We start from the raw sequence: 19817 nt of genomic DNA, 5'->3' as shown, positions 1-19817 counted from the left end.
GTAGAGGATTTTCGTTTAGTGACCGAATCCAGGTACGAGAATAAATTCTGTATACCATGTAAACCCAATCATAAACACTGTTAAATACGCACCGAACAAATACATATACATTCGTTCTGATAGCTTCAGATAACTAAGCGTTAGGAAAAAAGCCGTTTGAACTAGGAATAAAACAGAAGTATTATACATTTCACCAACATAAAACATAATAGTAAATATACCTGTCCAAAAGGCAAGCACACGAAACATACGATCCATGCTTTTTCCCCTCCTTTTATGTAACCTAATACAAATTCATTATAAACTACGATGCAAATAAAGTAAATTAAACGTATGTTGAATTACTCAAAATGTAATAATTTACTTTAATTTTGACAAAATTATTCTAGCAGCAAAGTTAGGTTGCTCTGAATTGTAAAGTAAAACTGTTCCTTTGTTGTAACATCAAATTGTAAAGAGTATTGATGTGTATCAATCTTATCATATTGGATTACAGCAGTTCCATTTGGAAACTCATACGTAATTTGCCCGCTGTTTTTATTCTTATACACTTCTTCTTCTTTAAACTTTGCTCTTGCCATTTGAATAAGGGTTTCAACTTCTATTTGTTCTTTAAGCGTATGAGATACTTCCATTTCATTTTTATATATTAATACTGACGTAATGACAGCTGATAAAACAATCATGCTTACCATCATAGTAAGTGGTAAATAAAAACCAGATTCACTCATAATGAGCGATTTTTTTCTCATATTCCCTACCTTCCTTCGTCACAATAGTTACTTGTGTTCCGAATGAAATTGGTTGTAAAGTAAAAGAATCAATATCTCGAATATATATTTCATGTCCTCTGCCATTTACTTGCCGCCTAATAACATTTTGGTATTGTTCAATATGAGCAACTTCATTTGTAGGCAAGAGAAAATACATTTTATTGTCATCGTCGGTGTAAACCTGTTCCGAAGTTAAAACATCGTTTCTCAAAAAAACAAAAAATTGGTTTACGGACAATTCATCATGATGTTTAACTGGTTGTCCATAAGTAAGTAAATAAACTAGTAGTGGCAATGTGATCATAATAATAACGAACGTTATTAAAATCGATAAAAAAGTGGCTCCACTTTCACTTTTCCTGATATCCGTAAAGACATACCGTTTCTTTTTTCTGCTTTTCATTTTCCCATGACGCACATCCCTTTATTAATTGATTATTAACTGTATAGATGATTTCGACAGTTTGATGATTAATAATTAATTGTTTATTTTGAGTCCTTTCATCTTCCCAAATTGTGGCTTGTAATTCATCATGTAAAGCTAATAAGATAACTCTGCGATCAAATAGTATTTTCTTTTCAATTTGAACTAAAGTTTTAATGGGAATTATCGTCGCTACAAGCATTAAAATAATGCTCATAGCGACCAATACTTCTATTAAAGTAAAACCCTTATTGTTCTTCAATATAATGCCTGCCTTTACCTAAAGGAAATACAAGTTGATAAGTAATTTTCTTATCTTTAAATTTAAACGTTGTTGGATTAATAATTGTTCCATTATTATTGAATGCAACCAGATTATTAATTTTATTAGTATATTTTAAATGTTCTGGATAATGTCGTTTTATTTCCTCTGTCTTCCATTCACTTATTACAACATAAAATTCCTCATCGAAAACGATTCGAACATTATCCCTTGTTCCTAATGCCTGATTTTGAATATATAAAATGTCCGACTCTAATACAGCAAAAAAATGTTTCGTCTCCTGCCTTTCAACAGTTTTAATAATACTTGGAACTACCAGTAAAGTAAGTATTGATAAAATCATCAAAGCAAATAGCATTTCGACCATTGTAAATCCATTCACTTGTTTCATTTTGCTATTTGAACTTTGCCACCCGATAATGTGAGGCTTTTACCATTTTTACATTTTTGTTGATCTTCAGTAATAAAACCGCTTCTCTCTAGTGTTGATAAACTTGATGGTAATTTCCCATTTTCTAACTGATATGCACTTACTTGAGCTTGTACGGTTTCCTTAAGAGCCTCACAGCCTTCTTCATGAACCGCTTCACTTCTATCCGTCAAATTTGGAACAATGAGTATGATTAACACTGTAATAATTGTGAGCACGATCAACATTTCGATTAATGTAAAACCTTTTTCATTTTTTGTCATGTACTTTTCTTCTCTCCTATACTGTTTGAATTAATTGAAACATAGGCCACATAATGGTTACGTAAACTAAGATAATAAAACAAGCTAATAGAACAAAGAAAATAGGTTGTATTAATATAATAATCCGCATAATTTTCCGCTCCATGTCTTCAGCCGAAAATTCTGCATAAATTGTAAGATCAGTTGCCAAAGATGTTGCATTTGTATGCTTATTGAAAAGATTAGCTAGTTGATAATCAATAAATGGTAATTCTTTAAGCAAAGAATCGATGTATGACCCGTTCGTTAACTGTTCTGTCAATAGTGACGCATAGAAAGCTATAATTGGGATTCGTTCTTGTTTACTCAAATTTTTTAACGTATCCTTAATTGGAAAACCCGCTTGAAGAAACATCGCTAAATGGGCTGAGAAATAATAAGATGTTTGCATTTTCAAAAATGAATTCACTACTGGAATCCGTTTATAAAAATTAATTTGCTGTTCAATGGGAACTTTTCCTTTATAGAAATACCAAATGATACTGCATACTAATAAGAGCAGAACGAAGATGATGAATATGGAACTAACAAAATCAATTAAGATGATGGAATAATGAACTGTCTTTGATGAAGAGGCATTTGACTTAAACAGTTCTAAAAAGGAAGGTAATACGGAATGTTTTAGGAAAAAAAGCAGAACTATAAAAAAAGTACTGAGAATTATTGGATATCGAATAACCTGTGAAAAATTTTGTATATATGTTATCCGATGTTCGAACAAATGGATGCATTTTTCGAGGCTGGATATTAAGTTACCATTCACCCTGACAAAGTATAAATAGCTGACAATTATTTTATGGAAATCAAGTTTTTCCATCGCCTCATCCAATGGTAGCCCTTTTTTTATCTTTTCAGCTAACATTTCCGATAAATTACTAATTTCTTTATCCCATTGCATTACTTCTAATGCATCTAGAAGTGAATAACCATTTTTTAAGAGGCGATGGAGGCGTTTTAAAAAATGAAGTTGTGTCTGTTCCTTTAACTTACGCTTAATAATTGTTCCCGTCATAAACTTCTTTCGATATGAATCCATACAAATAAGCCTTCTCCTTTAAATAATTAAATGTATGAAAGTTATTCATCTGTGTTTGTCGATTCCCTTTTATTGTCTCTCCTAAAAGTTTACCGTCTAATAATTCAACAATTGCAGCACGGCGATTACTTTTTCCTTGCTTTTCTATCGGCAACAATTGAATTGCAGCGACCGCAATTAACGTTTGCTTTAAATCTGTTCGTTGGATTCCCAAATCAATAAGCCGTTCAATTGTTCCTTGAGCATCTTTTGCATGTAAAGTACTTAATACTAAATGTCCAGTTAAAGAAGCCTGAAAAGCAAATTCAGCTGTTTCTTGATCTCTAATTTCCCCGATCATTAATATATCAGGATCATGTCGCAACGCAGCTTTAAGTCCAGTTTGATAAGAGACCCCTGCCATTTCATTTACTTCAACTTGTAAAACATCATCTAGCTTTTTTTCTACAGGATCCTCTAAAGTAATCGCTTGGAATGAATGGTCTTTTAACACTGACTCCAATAATGCATACATCGTTGTCGTTTTTCCACAACCGGTTGGACCAGTAAACAAAATGATCCCTGAAGGATGAGAAAGCCAACTTTTCATTCTCCTACTTTGTGAGGGAAAGAGAAAAAGCTGTTCTAAAAGTAATTCTTTTTCTTGTGGTAATATTCGGATTGTCATACTCTCTGTATTTATAAGTGGGAGTGTCGAAAGTCGTAAGGAAAAGTTTTGTTTATTTTTGTTTTGAAAAGCAAGCGTTCCATTTTGAGGTAAACGATTTTCACCGATATCCATACCTGAAGTAAATTTGAAATACGTCAGAATCTTTTGATATACGGAATAATTGATTGATTTTATTTGCTGGCGTTTACCTAAAACACGGAAATAGATGTGAATTTTATCTTTATTTGGAAGTGGATAAAAATGAATATCTGAGGCGTCGTTAGAACAAGCTTGTTCTAAAAGTTGTGTTACAAAGGTTGCTGCAGGATTTGACAATATATATCCTCCTTGTTACAACCCTATTTTCTTTATTCTCCATTATTCTACACCAATAGTAAGAAAATTTCAAACCTTTTTGTGCTAAAATGATGTATAAATATATTTAAATACTCAAACAATATAGTCAAACTATTAAAAGGAATGATTTCAATTGTCTCATAATGATTATGTGAAATTTATGACGGAACAACTCGTTACGTATATGAATCAAACAAAAGATGAAAGAAAGAAAAACAAAAGAGAAAAGACGTCTTATGTTGTTGGAAACAAATGGTTCGGTCTTTTCCCCTTTACCATTAAATTGCTGATGAAAAAATAATTACGGGAGGTTATTCCCGGTAAAATTGTAATGTGAATGGGTTATTTCTTTTTTCGTCTCCAATTACCGTTGATGGGCCATGACCAGGATAAACAATCATATCATCTGGGAGTGTATATAAGTGTGTAACAATGCTGTTTGCAAGCTGATCGATACTACCTTCAGGCAAATCGGTTCGCCCGATACCACGGTTAAATAAAACATCACCACTAACTATAAATTTTTGATCATTGAATATAAATGACACACTCCCTGGAGAATGTCCCGGTGTGTGTACAACATCACAAGTAAAAGAACCAATCGTTAGTTTTCCAGGTGTTAATATTTTTTCTGGTTTCGTTGTGGTGAATCCCCCATCTAAAAATAATGCCGAACGATTTAAGGTTGCATCTTCTAGCCAATGTTGTTCGTTCTCGTGTAAGTAAACGTCAATTTCATATTTTTTTCTTATTTCATCTACAGCACCAATATGATCAAAATGTGCATGAGTAAGTAAAATTGCTTGTGGCTTAAGATCATGATCCTTTATATATTGTTCAATAATCTCAGGATCACCCCCCGGATCGACGATTAAACAGTTATGTTCTTTACTTATAATGTAGCAATTTGTTCCTAAAGGCCCTAAAGAAAATGTTTCAATTATCATTTTATACCTCCATACGATTTTGTTAATAAATTGTTCGATTTCTAAAAAGGAATATAACTCGACAAATTACTGGGGATACTATAAAATGAATTATAGTTAAGAAGTAATATTATATACATATGAGCAACCTTTTTTCATTTTAACATGTACATAAGGAGGATGTAACCAAAATGATTTTAGCAATCATTCTACTAATCGTTGCTTTACTATGTGTCGTATCCGTTCTAAGACAAGTTAAATTTAAAAACTATTTTGCATTAGCTTTCTCAGCGGTAGCCGCATTAAGCTTTGGATTTTTTTCAATTATGACGATTGTATGTACCCTTACCGATGCTGGTATATGCCCATAATAATGGCCAAAAGACTGTCTCCATTCAGATGACAGTCTTTTTTATTTCTTAGAAAATTGTATAGCTGTGGAATAGGTTTCGTTGTGGGAATAGCCACGTCCGGCTCCAGCGCTAAAGTGTTAGTGTGCTTCCCTCACCACACGACACGATAAAGAAGACTTGCCGATTGGCTTTAGACAGAGGCTTAGTCGCCCTTATGCCCTTGGGCGAAAGTCAACATCGACTTCCCGCCTTAAGGAAGGTCGACTAAAAGGCTTTGCGCCTAACGTCGGCACACTCCTATGAAGATCGTGCTTCCTTTATCTCCTACGGTTTTAGTCCAGCACACCGCCGCTAAACGGGCTTTACGCCTTTGTGCTTTAATACGATTAATTTTCATCAAATTGTATAAACCGAAATAAATCGCCATATATTATTTGGTCTGAATACTCCAACTCTTGATTAACCTTTTCTTTTATAGGACTACATGGAGTTTCCTTTTCCCTTCCTTCCCCTTCAACCGCAATAATATCGCCAGTCTCCCTATCATAACAAGTGTTGTTCGTGTATATATAGTCCTCACTAATAAAATTGCCATTTCGCTGGACAATAAACCCTTTACGATCATCGTGAAAAAGATCATTCCCAAAATAAATGTCATGAGATGTATCCATTCCTAGCAGATGAAGAATTGTAGGTTTAAGATCAATTTGGCCAGCTATTTTTGACATAACCTCTCCTTTTCCATACCCCGGGATATGAATATACAAAGGAACACGTTGTAATTGTAAATAATCATAAGGCGTTATTTCTTCTTTATCGAGATAACTTGCCATCGCCTTATTATGATTGGCACTAATACCATCATGATCACCCATAATGACAATTATCGAATTGTCGTATAATCCCGCAGCCTTTAATTGTATGAAAAATTGTTCGATTGCCTCATCTGTATATCTTACTGTTGGAAAATAATTATTTAACGTATTTGAATTGGAATCATACGGTTCAAGTGAACGATCTCCCTCATCCAACTCAAATGGAAAATGATTTGTAATGGTAATCAACTTTGCATAAAATGGCTGATTCAACTCCCTTAAATAAGGAATCGTCTGGACGAAAAACTCTTTGTCATTTAAACCCCAACCAATTTCGTTGTCTTCTGTTACTTCATAAAAATCTTTATCATAAAATTGTTCGATAAGGAAACTATCATACATTTGATTACGATTCCAAAAAGTGTTTGTATTAGCATGAAAAACAAACGATTCATAGTCTTCACTTTTTAGAATTTCTGGCATCGCATGATAATCGTTTTGGGCATGAGTAAAAAATACCGCACCGCCTGATAATGGATATAAAGAGTTTTCGGTTATAAACTCGGAATCGGAAGTTTTTCCTTGGGATGTCTGATGATAAAAATTCTCAAAATAAAACGTGTCTTCATGATTGATCAAGCTATTTAAAAATGGTGTAATTTCTTCACCATGTAATTGATTATTAATCACAAATGTCTGAACAGATTCAGCTGAGATGAAAATGACATTTCTCCCTTTACCAACACCGAAAAGTTCAGATTTTTTATCACTTCTAACTTCATCATTAATATATTTTCTTATCGTTAAAAGATCATTATCATCTGCTAGTACTCGCTGAGATCTCATTTTAGATTGGACGAAAACATCATAAATATGAAAATAAAATATCCCGATGTTTTTAACTAAATATTCTCGATCAAATCCCCTTGATAATAATTGTGGACGCTCCAGTTCAGCAAGAAAAAAGTTGCCTGATAACAGTAACAAGAATATTACTAGAGCGAAAGATTTTGTTCGTTTGCTATTTGCTTTAATATCATTAACATCAACTTTCTTACATAAAAACCAAATGATGAAAACATCGAAGAACAGTAATATATCGTATATTTTAATTAGTGTTATAATACTGGTTGTTAAATCCAAGAAGTTACTTGTTTGAAATAGTTGGGGAATAGTTAGGAAATCAGTAAATGATCTGTAAAATAAGAGATTGACGTAAATGATAATTGTACCGATTAAAGCACTGTATTTAATAAAAGCCAGACGCCTCTCTGGACGTTCAATCCAAATACTTAACCCAAAGAAAATGATAGTTGCAATAAATGGGTTAATAAAAATAATAAACTCTTGCAATGAATTATCTATTTCAATTTGGAATAAAAAACGGTATACAATATATGTCTTTAACCCAAATATAAAACTTGCAAGGAGAAAAAGTGGTAATTTCCTCCGCCTAGTATCCATGACTAAGCCTCCTAAGTAACTAAATAGTAGTATTTTTCTTACCCTTTTTTTAAAAATTTAAACCTTATTATGTACGTAAATCTGAAATTTCCTTTTTTAAAATGACTATTGCGTTTTGATAAGTCATTACATCAATTAACTTTACTTCATATAAATCCTTTAGTTCTGCCTGCATTAATTCGAGATCACCAATTCTGTCTCCTGTATAAATAAATACCCCAAATTTCTTTAATAAATTTCGAACGTCTAAAACTGTCTTCATATCTTCACCACGCTTTTGTAAAGAATAAGTCAAATTCTTCATCATATAATGGTACAAAAGAATTTTTAAAGGATGTTGGACATGCATAAATATATTATTTATTCTTGTTTTATCATATCATCTATTTGTCTGTTTTTTATACTAAAAAGTAATTTAACGGTAACAACAATGAAATATTTCCCACCGGATGACAATGTATTTTTCGACAATGCCGAAACAAACATTAATTTGGTAAAAAATACGGATGAAATTGAATGGTCTGTCGAATCAACAAGTAGCGATGTCGCCTATTTACGGCAAGATGTTTCATTGCTCTATGAAAATGGAAAATTTAAAGGTGTTTTAAATAAATGGCGCCAAAATGTTGATCACCTTGATTTAAGTAAACGCTTTTATCAGGCAAACAGCAGCCTCCTAAAAGCAATATCATTTCACCATGGAGAAATTCATGATCCAAACGATCAGATTTCCAGTATTCAAAAAATGACAAGTAATCAATTGTATTTTATTAATGATAGTAATACTATTTATTCATTTCACGAACCAAGTAATGCTAATGAAAAAAAATGGGAAAGAGATCTCAACAAAATGACGAATCAACAATTAGAAAGTCACTGGAACAAACTAATTAATCAATTAGATATTGCAATAAATGACTATGACCGTATTCCGTTAACAGAACTCGCACAATATGAAAATAAGCCCTTACCTGGACGTACAGAGGCCGAAACTAAAAAAATTATCGGACAACTTTGGGAAGGGTTATATAAAAATTATATCCTATTATTAAAGGAAGAAGAAAATCTACAAGATAAACATTATATGCCATTAATTTTATTGGCAAAGAATAACGATCACCTATTGGTTATATTTGAATTGAATAATAAAAACCAAAAACTTATTCAAAAGATTGCTTAAAGAGGATGTTTAAAAAGTCCGGTAAAAATGACACTGCGAATTTCTTCGTTGGCTTGTTTCTCCGCTACTCATGTATCTAAATGCATACATTCCGCTGCTCGAAACTGCGCCGCCTCGAACTTCTTGGTCCTTTTTATCCTCCTTTTTGAACACGCACTTAAATGTTATATATGCACTTGTAAACCGTAGAAGGCTAAATAAATTGCGATAAGGGAATAAAGCACGACGGAAACAAGTTGCACAAAAATGTTCTTTTTATTAGGGACATAGGTTATGGATGCGGCAAGAAAGCCCATAATTAATCCACCAACGTGTGCGCCCATATCTATTTGCGGAACTAAAAACCCAAATACAAGATTAATGGCTAAAATGAGAATTAAATTTTTCCCCATTGTTTGAAAGAATAATTGTTTGTAAATGATACCAAAAAATAATAATGCACCGAACAAACCAAATAACGCACCAGAAGCTCCGGCAGCTACATGGACATTAAAAGCAAAACTAGTCAATCCACCACCGATACCGGCTAAAAAATAAATGATAACAAATCGTGCCGTACCGAAAATTCTTTCGACTGCTGTTCCTAAATAATATAAAGCAAGCATATTCATAAACAGATGTAGTGCACCAATATGCAAAAACATTGAAGAAACTATCCTCCACCATTCTCCTTCGACAATGGCAGGATTATACTTTGCTCCACTCTGAATTAACGTATCGATGTTTAAACTGCCTCCATTTAATTCAAGCATTAAAAACATAAATATGTTCAATGCTATAAAAATATAAGTAAAATGTGGCTTACCAAATGTGAACACGTTCTCATATTGCTGTTTCTTTTCGTGTAACAAATTGCTCATTTTAATTTTGTATAATGCCACTTCTTTCTCTTGGTCGTTTAAAGAAGGAAGTTCAGGTTCATTTTGAGCTTGTGAATTAATTTGATTTAAAAGACGAGTTTTTTCTTTTATAAAATTATCTTCTGTTAAATAGAAAACCTTCATTTTTAATGGCTTTTTCTCTTTTAACTGCATCGGTTTTTTTAATAACTCCCAATCATCGACGGGTTCATGGGAAGTTATATAAACATTATAAATTTCAATATTTTTTCCAACAAAAAAACGCTTCATCGCTTTGACGCGTTGAAAAACGGATGCAATGTCTGTTTTTAAATGGTTTTTCCAATCAAATCCTTTATGTATAAAACGAATTACTTTAGATACATTGCGTTCATACTTTTCGAGCCAAAGTTCATCTGTTTGAGGATTCATATGCAATATTTCATATTTATCTGTCGTAATGAGATCATATGCTAAACGGTACATATTATATTGCTCTGTGATATACATAAGACACCTCCTGTACCCATCATATCAAAATTCGCATCGTTATATGCAAAAACACATTCATTTATTTTCTGATTTTAGAGGATGTTCAAAAACTCCGGTAAAAATGACGCTGCGTTAGGGGAACTTCGACTAAATACCGACACGTCCTGTGTCGAACGTCGAAGTCACCACATCCTGTGGAAGCTCGTTGGCTTGCTTCTCCGCTCCTTGAAAAAGGAAAGCACTTTTTCTGCGTGCTAGCGCGTTTGCTCATGTATCTAAATGCATACATTCCGCTGCTCGAAACTACGCCGCCTTGAACTTTCGACGCACAGGACGTGCTAGTGTCGGCGTTGCCACAGGACGTGGCGACTTTAGCCGACTTGGTCCTTTTTATCCTCCATTTTGAACACGCATTTTTAAAATTCCATTTTCCGTAACCATAAACTTAATTGGAATATCATGTGGCTCAGAAAATTCAAAAGATGTTAATTGGATATTACTAACTAGTGATAAAGTATTCTGTGTGAAATCAACTAGGAAACGATCGTAAAACCCTCCGCCAAACCCTATTCGATAACCTGAACGATTAAATACGATGCCTGGGACAACTAATAAATCAATACTATGTTTGGATATCTGTTTCGTTTTATCAACACGAGGCTCCAAAATGCCTCCATATCCAATTTCTACGTCCTTTTTCTGCTTGATATAGTAAAATTCCATTTCTTTCGTATTGTGAAAACTTTTCGGAATACAAATGATTTTATTCTCTTTCCACGCCTGCCTAATGATAGGTTCAGTGTTCCATTCAAAAGCTGTTGACCAAGTAATTCCAATAATATTTGCTTCTTTCCATAGTTTAGATGTATATAAATGGTTATATAGTTTGAGTTCTATTGCTAATTTTTCATCCTGATCTAAGTGAGCTAATTGTTCCATCATATCGTTGCGGATTCGTTTTTTATTCACTTGTACAAACACCTCTTATCTTATTGTACCTCATCTGTCTTTGGAAATCGCTTGAAGGGACTATAAGGAAGACATATATAAATAAAAAACTCCTATCCATTAATATGGTAAGAGTTTCTAAACTTTAAATTATTTCGTTTCACGATGCAATGTATGTTTTCTTAAACGTGGGCAGTATTTCATTAATTCGATACGCTCTGTATTATTACGATTATTTTTTGTAGTAATATAGTTTCTATCTCCTGTTTCTGTACAAGCAAGTGTTATATTTACACGCATTTCTATCCCTCCAAATTCAATAAGTCAAAAAGTCAATAATATAATTTACCCTTAATAATGATAACAGATACATTTTTTTCACGCAAATTTTTAATCTATTTATTTTTTCTTAGCCAAAATAGTAATTTTCATAGTATAATGTTAAAGTAGATTGCAAGGAGGTATAAAAAATGGTTTATTTACTTGTATCAGTCGTCGTAATAGCATTAGTATTATTCGCAAGTTCTTTTTTCATGTCTGATAAATTTAAGGAGCTAGAAGATCAACTTGAACAATTTTCAATTACTACGATGCAGGATACATATCAAATGAAGAAGAAACTTAAAGTTCTTGAAGAGGAATTATTGACTGGGAATAATTATCAATCAACAACTAATGAAATTCCCGAGTCGTTACAAGATAAGCCTTTGTTGATACAAAAAATATATCACCTTCACCAACAAGGCTATTCTCCAGAAGATATTTCAGAACAAACAGATTTAACAAGTCATGACGTTCAAACTATTCTTAGGTCCAATATTTAGATAGTAAGGAGAATAATAATCATAATGAGATTACCAATACGCTTTTTTTCAATTGGGTTATTTACTGCAGGTATTCTATCTTTAGGTTTTTATTTTTTGACTGACAGTTCAAAAGAATCGATTGAAAATGTTGCAGTTGAAGATATGATAGCGCAAGTGGAAGAAAATGGATATCGAGTCATTACGGAAGACGAATTTATTTCATTTTCCATGTACGTTGATACTATGAAGGAAGAGGAAGCCCAAACTGCTTCAGCTAAAACGGATAAAGAGAAAGAGAAAGAGAAAGAGAAAGAAGAACAAAAGTCAAAAGAAGAAGAAAAAGACACGAAAAAGAAAGACGACAAGGAAAAAGAAAAGGATACAAAGAAGAAAGAGAAAAAAGAAGATAAAACTGATAAAGTGACAAAAACTAAATTTACTATTAAAAAAGGTGATGTAACACAAGATATTGCCGATACGTTAGTAGATAAAAAAATCCTTAGTAAGGGTGAGCGTGACAAATTTATTAAATATCTAGAAGATAATGATTATAGTCCATATATTCAACTTGGAACATTTGAAGTAACAAGTGAAATGAGTATAAAAGAACTTGCGGAAACAGTTACTACTTATCCGGGGGATTAAAACAGGCAGGAGATTATTCTCTTGCCTGTTCTTTTTTTAGCAGGTAAGAAAGTATAAAACTTTCTTTCTGCTCACTGGCCAAAAGCTCGGGCGTCCTGGGACTGGGACTGCGCTTACTCGTCCCATCGAAGGACATTTGCTCTTTTGTTCGTCCCACCGTAAAGATTTGTCTCAGACGCCAGTACTAGCACGTCAATCACTCGTAAGTGCAACTCATACTCTCGCCAAGAAGGCCGACTAAGAACAGGCTCTCTGCCTAACCGTCGGCATACCCCTGGTGATAAGGGTATGTTTTCTTTAACGATAAGCCAAGTTTTCTAATAAATAAAATAAAAAGGTCTAAACTGGTTTATCCCTGTTTAGACCATAAAATTGTTATTTATTCTTCGTCAGCTTCATCTTTTTCTGAAGCACGTTTCTCTTTTAATTCAAAATAAGTATCTAATAGTCCTCTTCCAATTTTGTGGTTAATTTGATTTCCAGTATTTTTACCTAATTGAGGAACGATAACTGCAAACGCAACCTCGGGATCATCATAAGGAGCATAACCAACCAACGATAAGTTTTCCACGTCCGCCGCTTTATAGCTAGTTCCATCATCCCGTTTTAGGTACACTTCATTTTCCGCAGTTCCCGTTTTTCCTGCGGCACGGTAACTCGTACCTGCCCAATTAGAATATCCAGTTCCACCGGATTCATTAAATGCTTTCCAAAAACCAGTTTGTACTCGTTCAATATAACTTGGGTTTATGTCTATTTTATTTAATACTTTCGGATGAATTACTTGATCAACGGAGCCTAACTCATTTTCATTGGAAGGATTTCTTATTTCCTTGACAAAATGGGGTTGAACTCGGTTGCCGTCATTTGCAATGGTCGAAACATACTGTCCAAGTTGCAATGTTGTATACGTATCATATTGGCCAATTCCATTATCCATTAGATTACCAGCCCTAGGATCAGTTCCTACGAAACCAGTTGATTCAAAAGGGAAGTCTATTCCTGTGCTAATACCCAAACCGAACTGGTTAAAGTAATTTCTCAATTTCTGTAACCCTTCCGTAGCACTTGCATTTGTACTAGTATTATTTGGGTATGGATGTCTGAAATCTCCTCCCAAACGAAGTGCAATATAGAACATATATACGTTTGAAGATCGTTTGAGTGCACTTAGATCATCTACTGCACCTAGTCGTGCATATGAAGCTTTTCTTGGTGTTCCAGAAATCTGAATTGGACTATCGATAAATACATCACCCGGGTTAATTACCCCTGATTGTAAACCTGCAAGTACGGTTGCACCTTTTACAGTAGAACCAGGACGATGTGCATCATATAATACTTTATGTGGTGTACTTTTATATTCTCCTGTTTCACGGTCATAGTGCTGACCACTTAAAGCTAAAATTTCTCCCGTTTTCGGGTTCATTACGACAGCTAATGCATCTTCTAACCAGTAATTTCCCCTACTTTTGGCAGCCTTTAATTCTTTTAAAACAATCTCATCTACTAACTCTTGATATTCCATATCAAGTGAAAGAACTAAGTCTTTTCCTCTTTCTCCAGGGACAACAATATCAGAACCAATTATGTCTCCATTTTTTGTTGTTGTATATTGAACTTGTTCTTTTCTACCTCGAAGGACATCTTCATATTGTTCTTCAAGACCACTTTTACCTACTCTGTCATTTCGGTTGTAACCCCTCGTTAAATAATAATCCTCTTTTTCAGCAGGTATTCCCTGTTCTTGTGAAGTTATTGAGCCAATAATTGACTTTAGGGTGTCACCATAAACATATTTTCGTTCCCAATCTGTAGATGCGTTAATTCCTGGAAGCTCACTTAAATTTTCTGCAATTTCCGCATATTCCTGAACGGATATATCCTTATTTTTGATTACTTCTGGAGTAAGGGCGTACGCCTTATCTAATTCACGTTTAATTGCAATCACTTGTAATTGTTCATCCGTAAAATTAGCGATTTCCTCATCAGTAATTCTTTCGAGCATAAGGTCATACTGTTCAATATCATCCAATTCTTCTATTTCCTTATCAGTTAATCGTTCAACTGCTTTATCTGTATTCTTTAAATACCAATACTCTTTTTTATTACGTTCAGTAATTTTTTTAAGAACTTTGTCATCAACAACAAGAAAATTTGTTAGTTCTTCTGCTAATTCAAGTTTATCTTCAGCCTGCACTCTTTTCGGAGGGGTATACGTAATTGAATAAAGCGGCTTGTTATCCACTATTATTTTTCCATTACGGTCAAAAATTTTCCCTCTTGGAACAGGAGATCTCGATATATCCTTAATTGTCCGATCGATTTCTTCTTGAAAACTTTCCCCTTGTAAAATTTGTACTACCCCAAGCTGCACAACAAGTACAGAGAATAGGATAAATACGACAAAAAATATTATATTTATACGTAAGGGAATTCGTGACACATTCTTTTTCTTATTTACCATTAGCAATTCCCCCTTGTAATTTTAATCTCACCCAAATAATTATAGCATATCTTGGCGAATATTTAATCATTACGAGGAAATTATTTTGCTTATTTCTGATAAGTTAAATGAACTTTATTCATAAAGAAAAATATTAATAAGTAGCTATTACTAAATATCCCTAAAAGAATCGGTATGATATTCGGGTTATTATAAATAGACATTGAAATTATAAAAATAAGAATTGAAAAAACACGTCCCATATTGACAAATATTTCAAGTGCAACAACATATTCAATTCTCAACTCTTTCGCGTACTTGCTTGTACCAATTACATCGTATGCCATGGAATTAAATGGGACATTAATAATCGGATATCCAATCCCGATAATAATTGCGTAAATGATTAAATGTACATATGTTAAATCAAATAAAATAATATATACTGAAAAACTGATGATTAAACTGCCAATGAAAATGGCTTTTTTTCGCATACTGGGATTTACCATTTTTGTAACGAGCAAATAAAAGATAAACGACAAGGCACTTAAAACTAGATTAAACATACCCAATGCAAATTCACTTTTTGTTACTAGAAATACCCAAATCGTAACAACAAAAACGAAAAGACCTTCCCGCATACCTTGAAATATATTGGATTTAATAACATTATTCCAGTTCTTATTTTCCCGCATTTCTTTAATAACCGTTAAAAGTCCATATTTCCCTTCCGCTTTTCTTCTTTTTATAAAGAAGCTGCAAATAACAGCAAGGATAAATAAACCAAATGAAATTGAAAAAATCGTCATGTACCCAATATTCGTCTTTAATTTTGAAATGATAAATCCGGCTACTACTGGTCCTATCATGCCACCTAACGATTCAAGACCTCCCATAAATCCATTAAAAAAATCCCTTGTTTCAGGTTCGGTTATTTCAAAGGTTAAAACATTAAATGCTAGCCAGTAAAATCCATATCCTACCCCTAAGAGACAGCCAAGTAAAAAGTTATAGGTAGATGCATGATCACCAATGATTAATACAGTAAGAAAAAATATAGATAAAAATGTTACTCCTAAGCGAAGAACTATAATACGGTCAATTTTCTTCGCTAATTTACCTGCAATTATAAAAGTAATTGGCTGAAAGATAAAAATAGCTAAATTGTAATTAGCAATCGTAAGAAAATCATTCGTTTGTCTCCATAAAAAAACATTTACAAAAGTATTAGATAAAAATATTCCTAATGAATATAAGCCGCCAATTACTAATAACAAAATGAGATCTCTGTTCATTTCATCCTTATCTAAAAAATGCGTAGTTAGCTTCCACATATATCAAAGCGCTCCTTTAGTAATTATAGTGTGAACAACTAAAGAGCGAGATATGTAATAAATTTAAATAAAAAAGACCAAAGGAAAATTTCCTTTGGCCTTCTGTTAAATTTATTTTGCGTCGTTATAATTTTTTGTTACTTCATCCCAGTTCACTTTGTCCCAGAATGCTTTTGCATATTCTGGACGTCTGTTTTGATATTTTAAGTAATATGCATGCTCCCAAACATCCAGACCTAAAATTGGTGTTTTACCTTCCATTAATGGTGAGTCTTGGTTAGGTGTGCTTGTTACTTCAAGCTCGCTATTATTAACAACTAACCAAGCCCAGCCTGAACCAAAACGTGTAGCAGCAGCTTTTTCAAATTCTTCTTTAAAGTTATCAAAGCTACCAAATTTATCATTTATTTTATCCGCTAGCTCGCCACTTGGCTCACCGCCACCCGAAGGAGATAGAATTTTCCAGAATAGGCTGTGGTTCGCATGACCCCCACCATTATTTCGTACAGCAGTACGGATATTTTCTGGCACCGCATTTAAATCACTAATAAGGTCTTCAACTGATTTACTTTGTAAATCACTGTTTCCTTCTAAAGCGTTATTTAGGTTTGTTACGTAAGTGTTATGATGCTTCGTGTGGTGAATATTCATCGTCTCTTTATCAATCGTAGGTTCTAGTGCATCATAAGCATAAGGAAGTTCTGGTAATTCAAATTTTGACATATGTAATCCTCTCCTTTAATTTTATATTCTTTATATGTAAAGGGTATCAAAGCTTTGTAAAAGGTGCAAATCTTTAGCTTTGTCATAAATAAAAATGAAATAAAAAAACAAGCTATAATCGTATGCTTGTTTCTTATATGGCTCGAGACGGAATCGAACCGCCGACACAAGGATTTTCAGTCCTTTGCTCTACCGACTGAGCTATCGAGCCTTATAATATGTATTTAAATATATAATGGAGGAGGAAGAGGGATTCGAACCCCCGCGGGCTTTAACACCCCTGTCGGTTTTCAAGACCGATCCCTTCAGCCAGACTTGGGTATTCCTCCGAGTGATTTAAGTGGACCCTGCAGGACTCGAACCTGCGACCGATCGGTTATGAGCCGATAGCTCTAACCAACTGAGCTAAGGGTCCTTAAGTAGCGGCGGAGGGGATCGAACCCACGACCTCACGGGTATGAACCGTACGCTCTCGCCAGCTGAGCTACGCCGCCATATGGCTCCACAGGTAGGATTCGAACCTACGACCGATCGGTTAACAGCCGATTGCTCTACCACTGAGCTACTGTGGAATAAGATTAATATAAAGGTTAATATTTATTTTAATTGATAAGCTTAGTGGTCTCGTCGTGCTGTCGCACTCCTCGCAGGCCTATATCCATGTTAATTCAAAAAAATATGATTAGTTGGATCCGGCTTACTCTACCACTTTAGCTACTGTGGAATTAAAATACGATAATTGTTTAATGCTGTTCGTGCATTTTTATGCGTCCATTGGCTATTATAATAGATAAATTATCAGTTTGTCCAATAAAACAATAAAATCTTTTTACTGTCTGAAAAGAAGTGCCAAAAACAAACGACAAGATATAATATACCATGCACATTATATCTTGTCAACACTTTTTTTGAAAAAGTTTTTCTAACCATTTAAAACTTCTTCTGCAATATTTACAGCATGATCCCCTATTCTTTCTAAATTACTTATAATATCGACAAATACGATACCGGCAGAACCAGTACATTGTCCTTCATTCATTCGAATTATATGTCTTTTACGAAAACTTCTTTCCATTTTATCAATTTGATCTTCTTTTTGAACAACTGCTAATGCTTCTTCTCTATCCATTAATTCAAGAGATTTTACAGCTTGATTTACCGTGGAAATTGTTAAATCAAACATTTCATGAAGATCTTCATGTGCATGTTCAGTTAAGTTTATTTTATTTGTTATTTTATATTGGATCAGTTCTAGAATATTCTCAAAGTGATCTCCAATTCGTTCAATATCACGAACAGTATCCATTAATGCAGTATGTTTGGCACTGTCTGCCTCTGATAACGTCCTGCTTGAAATATTAACTAAATAATTCGTTATTTCCCTGTCAAGATTATTCAAAGCACCTTCAATTTGCATTGCCATCTCAGAATGTTTTTCTTGTTGTGTCATGACATATAAGCTTGTTTCTTCTAGACCTTTCACACTGTATTCACCCATACGAATGATCTCAGATTTAGCCTGATCTAGTGCCACAGTAGGAGATTGTTCGACAAAAATTGGATCTAAGTGCTTTGGTTTGTATTCTATCGTCACATCTTCCCCCGGGATTAGCTTTGTAACAATCCATGCTAAAGCACCAATAAAAGGGAATTGGATCATCGTGTTTGCAATGTTAAAACTTCCGTGAGCAAAGGCTATCGTCATTTCTGGATTTAGGTTAAATGTATTTTGTAAGAACGTTACATAACTTACAAAGAATCCTAAAAATATCATAAATATTACTGCTCCGATAATATTAAACGTAACATGGGTAAAAGCAGCTCTTCTTGCAGCAACGGAAGTACCTATAGATGCTAATACTGCCGTTATTGTAGTCCCAATATTGTCACCAAAAAGAACTGGTATTGCTGCATGTAAAGTAATTGCACCTTCAGAAAATAATCCTTGCAAAATTCCGACTGTCGCACTGGAACTTTGAACAATAAGTGTAAAGACTGTCCCAATTACTACTCCTAAGATCGGATTATCACTCATATTGACCGTTAATTCATGAAACGCTTCTAAAGACCGTAAAGGCTTCATTCCATTACTCATTAATTCCAAACCGAAAAACAATGCACCAAACCCAAAAATAGCTTGTCCAATTACATTTACTTTTTGACTTTTAAAGAAAAATATCATAAAACAACCAATTGCAATAATTGGTAATGCATATTCTCCAATATCTAAACCAATAATGAAAGCAGTAACGGTAGTACCGATATTAGCTCCCATAATGACACCGATTGCTTGGCGTAATGTCATAAAACCGGCATTTACTAATGCAACCGTTAATACCGTTGTTCCTGAACTACTTTGGATAAGCATGGTAACAAGCATTCCAGCAAGTACACCGAGAAATGGATTACTTGTAAACCGATCCAAAATATCACGTAGTCTGTCACCGGCAAATTTTTGGAGACCATCCCCCATGAATTTAATTCCTAGTAAAAAAATCCCTAAACCACCGATAAATTCAAAAATGATGGATTGTAAGTCGATTGAATCTGTCAATTGTTAATCATCTCCGAGAGGCATATTAATTTTGCATA

Annotated in this window: 23 protein-coding genes and 5 tRNA genes; 5 read left to right on the top strand and 23 right to left on the bottom strand. The window is 33.8% G+C overall.

Features of this window, described 5'->3' with window-relative positions:
* Window positions 1–15: 15 nt before the first annotated feature.
* The 8 genes from ACPYKA_RS00975 to comGA form a co-directional block, all read right to left on the bottom strand.
* Entirely contained in the window at window positions 16–258 is a 243-nt protein-coding gene (locus tag ACPYKA_RS00975) for a DUF2626 domain-containing protein (RefSeq protein WP_479540547.1), read from the bottom strand.
* 122 nt (window positions 259–380) lie between these two features.
* Window positions 381–752 carry a hypothetical protein gene (locus ACPYKA_RS00970; RefSeq protein WP_479540546.1) on the bottom strand — a complete coding sequence of 124 codons (372 nt, stop codon included), beginning with the start codon at window positions 750–752 and terminating at the stop codon, window positions 381–383.
* Entirely contained in the window at window positions 724–1176 is a 453-nt protein-coding gene (locus tag ACPYKA_RS00965) for a competence type IV pilus minor pilin ComGF (protein ID WP_479540545.1), read from the bottom strand. The genes ACPYKA_RS00970 and ACPYKA_RS00965 overlap by 29 nt, the downstream gene beginning before the upstream one ends.
* Entirely contained in the window at window positions 1124–1459 is a 336-nt protein-coding gene (locus ACPYKA_RS00960; protein WP_479540544.1) for a prepilin-type N-terminal cleavage/methylation domain-containing protein, read from the bottom strand. The genes ACPYKA_RS00965 and ACPYKA_RS00960 overlap by 53 nt, the downstream gene beginning before the upstream one ends.
* The gene (gene comGD / locus ACPYKA_RS00955; protein ID WP_479540543.1) at window positions 1446–1871 is read right to left on the bottom strand and encodes a competence type IV pilus minor pilin ComGD; all 426 of its coding nucleotides are present in this window, start codon (window positions 1869–1871) and stop codon (window positions 1446–1448) included. Before comGD ends, ACPYKA_RS00960 begins: the two co-directional genes overlap by 14 nt.
* Window positions 1868–2173, bottom strand: a complete 306-nt coding sequence (comGC, locus tag ACPYKA_RS00950; protein ID WP_479540542.1) for a competence type IV pilus major pilin ComGC — start codon at window positions 2171–2173, stop codon at window positions 1868–1870. Before comGC ends, comGD begins: the two co-directional genes overlap by 4 nt.
* Before the next feature lie 16 nt (window positions 2174–2189).
* A complete protein-coding gene (gene comGB / locus ACPYKA_RS00945; protein WP_479540541.1) occupies window positions 2190–3248 on the bottom strand; it encodes a competence type IV pilus assembly protein ComGB in 1059 nt (352 codons plus the stop codon).
* Window positions 3205–4233 (bottom strand): competence type IV pilus ATPase ComGA, encoded by a 1029-nt coding sequence (gene comGA / locus ACPYKA_RS00940; protein WP_479540540.1) that lies wholly within the window; start codon window positions 4231–4233, stop codon window positions 3205–3207. Before comGA ends, comGB begins: the two co-directional genes overlap by 44 nt.
* Window positions 4234–4387: 154 nt before the next feature.
* On the opposite strand from comGA, the gene ACPYKA_RS00935 reads away from it, so the two are divergent.
* Window positions 4388–4555 carry a YqzE family protein gene (locus ACPYKA_RS00935; protein ID WP_479540539.1) on the top strand — a complete coding sequence of 56 codons (168 nt, stop codon included), beginning with the start codon at window positions 4388–4390 and terminating at the stop codon, window positions 4553–4555.
* A gap of 10 nt (window positions 4556–4565) precedes the next feature.
* Here the strand turns inward: ACPYKA_RS00935 and ACPYKA_RS00930 are convergent, their stop codons facing one another.
* Entirely contained in the window at window positions 4566–5201 is a 636-nt protein-coding gene (locus ACPYKA_RS00930; RefSeq protein WP_479540538.1) for an MBL fold metallo-hydrolase, read from the bottom strand.
* A gap of 170 nt (window positions 5202–5371) precedes the next feature.
* Here ACPYKA_RS00930 and ACPYKA_RS00925 point away from each other — a divergent pair, with 170 nt between their 5' ends.
* Window positions 5372–5551 (top strand): DUF2759 family protein, encoded by a 180-nt coding sequence (locus tag ACPYKA_RS00925; RefSeq protein ID WP_336260864.1) that lies wholly within the window; start codon window positions 5372–5374, stop codon window positions 5549–5551.
* Between the two features lie 368 nt (window positions 5552–5919).
* Here ACPYKA_RS00925 and ACPYKA_RS00920 read toward each other — a convergent pair whose 3' ends face one another.
* On the bottom strand, window positions 5920–7812 hold the full coding sequence (locus tag ACPYKA_RS00920) for an LTA synthase family protein (RefSeq protein ID WP_479540537.1): 1893 nt from the start codon (window positions 7810–7812) through the stop codon (window positions 5920–5922).
* A 67-nt stretch (window positions 7813–7879) separates the two neighbouring features.
* A complete protein-coding gene (locus ACPYKA_RS00915) occupies window positions 7880–8074 on the bottom strand; it encodes a YqgQ family protein (protein ID WP_479540536.1) in 195 nt (64 codons plus the stop codon).
* Between the two features lie 81 nt (window positions 8075–8155).
* Between ACPYKA_RS00915 and ACPYKA_RS00910 the strand changes: the two genes are divergently transcribed.
* Entirely contained in the window at window positions 8156–8992 is an 837-nt protein-coding gene (locus tag ACPYKA_RS00910) for a hypothetical protein (RefSeq protein ID WP_479540535.1), read from the top strand.
* A gap of 164 nt (window positions 8993–9156) precedes the next feature.
* Here ACPYKA_RS00910 and ACPYKA_RS00905 read toward each other — a convergent pair whose 3' ends face one another.
* From ACPYKA_RS00905 to rpmG, 3 genes are all read right to left on the bottom strand, one after another.
* Complete coding sequence (locus tag ACPYKA_RS00905; protein ID WP_479540534.1) at window positions 9157–10341, bottom strand: rhomboid family intramembrane serine protease; 1185 nt, start codon at window positions 10339–10341, stop codon at window positions 9157–9159.
* A 372-nt stretch (window positions 10342–10713) separates the two neighbouring features.
* A complete protein-coding gene (locus ACPYKA_RS00900; protein WP_479540533.1) occupies window positions 10714–11292 on the bottom strand; it encodes a 5-formyltetrahydrofolate cyclo-ligase in 579 nt (192 codons plus the stop codon).
* 129 nt (window positions 11293–11421) lie between these two features.
* A complete protein-coding gene (gene rpmG, locus ACPYKA_RS00895) occupies window positions 11422–11571 on the bottom strand; it encodes a 50S ribosomal protein L33 (RefSeq protein WP_336258753.1) in 150 nt (49 codons plus the stop codon).
* 170 nt (window positions 11572–11741) lie between these two features.
* On the opposite strand from rpmG, the gene ACPYKA_RS00890 reads away from it, so the two are divergent.
* Entirely contained in the window at window positions 11742–12095 is a 354-nt protein-coding gene (locus ACPYKA_RS00890; protein ID WP_479540532.1) for a hypothetical protein, read from the top strand.
* Between the two features lie 24 nt (window positions 12096–12119).
* Window positions 12120–12722, top strand: a complete 603-nt coding sequence (locus ACPYKA_RS00885; protein WP_479540531.1) for a hypothetical protein — start codon at window positions 12120–12122, stop codon at window positions 12720–12722.
* A gap of 379 nt (window positions 12723–13101) precedes the next feature.
* On the opposite strand, the gene ACPYKA_RS00880 is transcribed toward ACPYKA_RS00885, so the two are convergent.
* The 9 genes from ACPYKA_RS00880 to ACPYKA_RS00840 all read right to left on the bottom strand — a co-directional run bounded on the left by ACPYKA_RS00880 (window position 13102) and on the right by ACPYKA_RS00840 (window position 19779).
* On the bottom strand, window positions 13102–15189 hold the full coding sequence (locus ACPYKA_RS00880; protein WP_479540530.1) for a peptidoglycan D,D-transpeptidase FtsI family protein: 2088 nt from the start codon (window positions 15187–15189) through the stop codon (window positions 13102–13104).
* 89 nt (window positions 15190–15278) lie between these two features.
* On the bottom strand, window positions 15279–16502 hold the full coding sequence (locus tag ACPYKA_RS00875; RefSeq protein ID WP_479540529.1) for an MFS transporter: 1224 nt from the start codon (window positions 16500–16502) through the stop codon (window positions 15279–15281).
* 111 nt (window positions 16503–16613) lie between these two features.
* A complete protein-coding gene (locus tag ACPYKA_RS00870) occupies window positions 16614–17225 on the bottom strand; it encodes a superoxide dismutase (RefSeq protein WP_479540528.1) in 612 nt (203 codons plus the stop codon).
* A gap of 138 nt (window positions 17226–17363) precedes the next feature.
* A tRNA-Phe gene (locus ACPYKA_RS00865) sits at window positions 17364–17436 on the bottom strand.
* 25 nt (window positions 17437–17461) lie between these two features.
* Window positions 17462–17554 (bottom strand) — tRNA-Ser (locus ACPYKA_RS00860).
* Window positions 17555–17566: 12 nt separating this feature from the next.
* Window positions 17567–17640, bottom strand: a tRNA-Ile gene (locus ACPYKA_RS00855).
* Between the two features lie 5 nt (window positions 17641–17645).
* A tRNA-Met gene (locus ACPYKA_RS00850) sits at window positions 17646–17719 on the bottom strand.
* A gap of 3 nt (window positions 17720–17722) precedes the next feature.
* Window positions 17723–17797: transfer RNA gene (locus ACPYKA_RS00845), tRNA-Asn, on the bottom strand.
* Between the two features lie 350 nt (window positions 17798–18147).
* The gene (locus ACPYKA_RS00840; RefSeq protein ID WP_479540527.1) at window positions 18148–19779 is read right to left on the bottom strand and encodes a Na/Pi cotransporter family protein; all 1632 of its coding nucleotides are present in this window, start codon (window positions 19777–19779) and stop codon (window positions 18148–18150) included.
* Window positions 19780–19817 lie beyond the last annotated feature (38 nt).

The sequence above is a fragment of the Pseudogracilibacillus amylolyticus (SeqCode) genome, from assembly GCF_051918545.1.
Classification (GTDB): domain Bacteria; phylum Bacillota; class Bacilli; order Bacillales; family Amphibacillaceae; genus Pseudogracilibacillus.
The sequence above is the reverse complement of the archived record's forward strand: the minus strand, read 5'-3'. Positions and strand labels throughout refer to the sequence as shown.

Excerpts from the sequence above, each read along its gene's own strand:
- ACPYKA_RS00970 (WP_479540546.1), bottom strand. The coding sequence starts at position 752 with ATGAGAAAAAAATCGCTCATTATGAGTGAATCTGGTTTTTATTTACCA.
- ACPYKA_RS00885 (WP_479540531.1), top strand. The coding sequence starts at position 12,120 with ATGAGATTACCAATACGCTTTTTTTCAATTGGGTTATTTACTGCAGGT.
- ACPYKA_RS00870 (WP_479540528.1), bottom strand. The coding sequence starts at position 17,225 with ATGTCAAAATTTGAATTACCAGAACTTCCTTATGCTTATGATGCACTA.
- ACPYKA_RS00930 (WP_479540538.1), bottom strand. The coding sequence starts at position 5,201 with ATGATAATTGAAACATTTTCTTTAGGGCCTTTAGGAACAAATTGCTAC.
- ACPYKA_RS00915 (WP_479540536.1), bottom strand. The coding sequence starts at position 8,074 with ATGAAGACAGTTTTAGACGTTCGAAATTTATTAAAGAAATTTGGGGTA.
- ACPYKA_RS00880 (WP_479540530.1), bottom strand. The coding sequence starts at position 15,189 with ATGGTAAATAAGAAAAAGAATGTGTCACGAATTCCCTTACGTATAAAT.
- ACPYKA_RS00910 (WP_479540535.1), top strand. The coding sequence starts at position 8,156 with ATGCATAAATATATTATTTATTCTTGTTTTATCATATCATCTATTTGT.
- comGC (WP_479540542.1), bottom strand. The coding sequence starts at position 2,173 with ATGACAAAAAATGAAAAAGGTTTTACATTAATCGAAATGTTGATCGTG.
- ACPYKA_RS00925 (WP_336260864.1), top strand. The coding sequence starts at position 5,372 with ATGATTTTAGCAATCATTCTACTAATCGTTGCTTTACTATGTGTCGTA.
- ACPYKA_RS00920 (WP_479540537.1), bottom strand. The coding sequence starts at position 7,812 with ATGGATACTAGGCGGAGGAAATTACCACTTTTTCTCCTTGCAAGTTTT.
- ACPYKA_RS00905 (WP_479540534.1), bottom strand. The coding sequence starts at position 10,341 with ATGTATATCACAGAGCAATATAATATGTACCGTTTAGCATATGATCTC.
- comGB (WP_479540541.1), bottom strand. The coding sequence starts at position 3,248 with ATGGATTCATATCGAAAGAAGTTTATGACGGGAACAATTATTAAGCGT.
- comGD (WP_479540543.1), bottom strand. The coding sequence starts at position 1,871 with ATGAAACAAGTGAATGGATTTACAATGGTCGAAATGCTATTTGCTTTG.
- rpmG (WP_336258753.1), bottom strand. The coding sequence starts at position 11,571 with ATGCGTGTAAATATAACACTTGCTTGTACAGAAACAGGAGATAGAAAC.
- ACPYKA_RS00875 (WP_479540529.1), bottom strand. The coding sequence starts at position 16,502 with ATGTGGAAGCTAACTACGCATTTTTTAGATAAGGATGAAATGAACAGA.
- ACPYKA_RS00965 (WP_479540545.1), bottom strand. The coding sequence starts at position 1,176 with ATGAAAAGCAGAAAAAAGAAACGGTATGTCTTTACGGATATCAGGAAA.
- ACPYKA_RS00975 (WP_479540547.1), bottom strand. The coding sequence starts at position 258 with ATGGATCGTATGTTTCGTGTGCTTGCCTTTTGGACAGGTATATTTACT.
- ACPYKA_RS00890 (WP_479540532.1), top strand. The coding sequence starts at position 11,742 with ATGGTTTATTTACTTGTATCAGTCGTCGTAATAGCATTAGTATTATTC.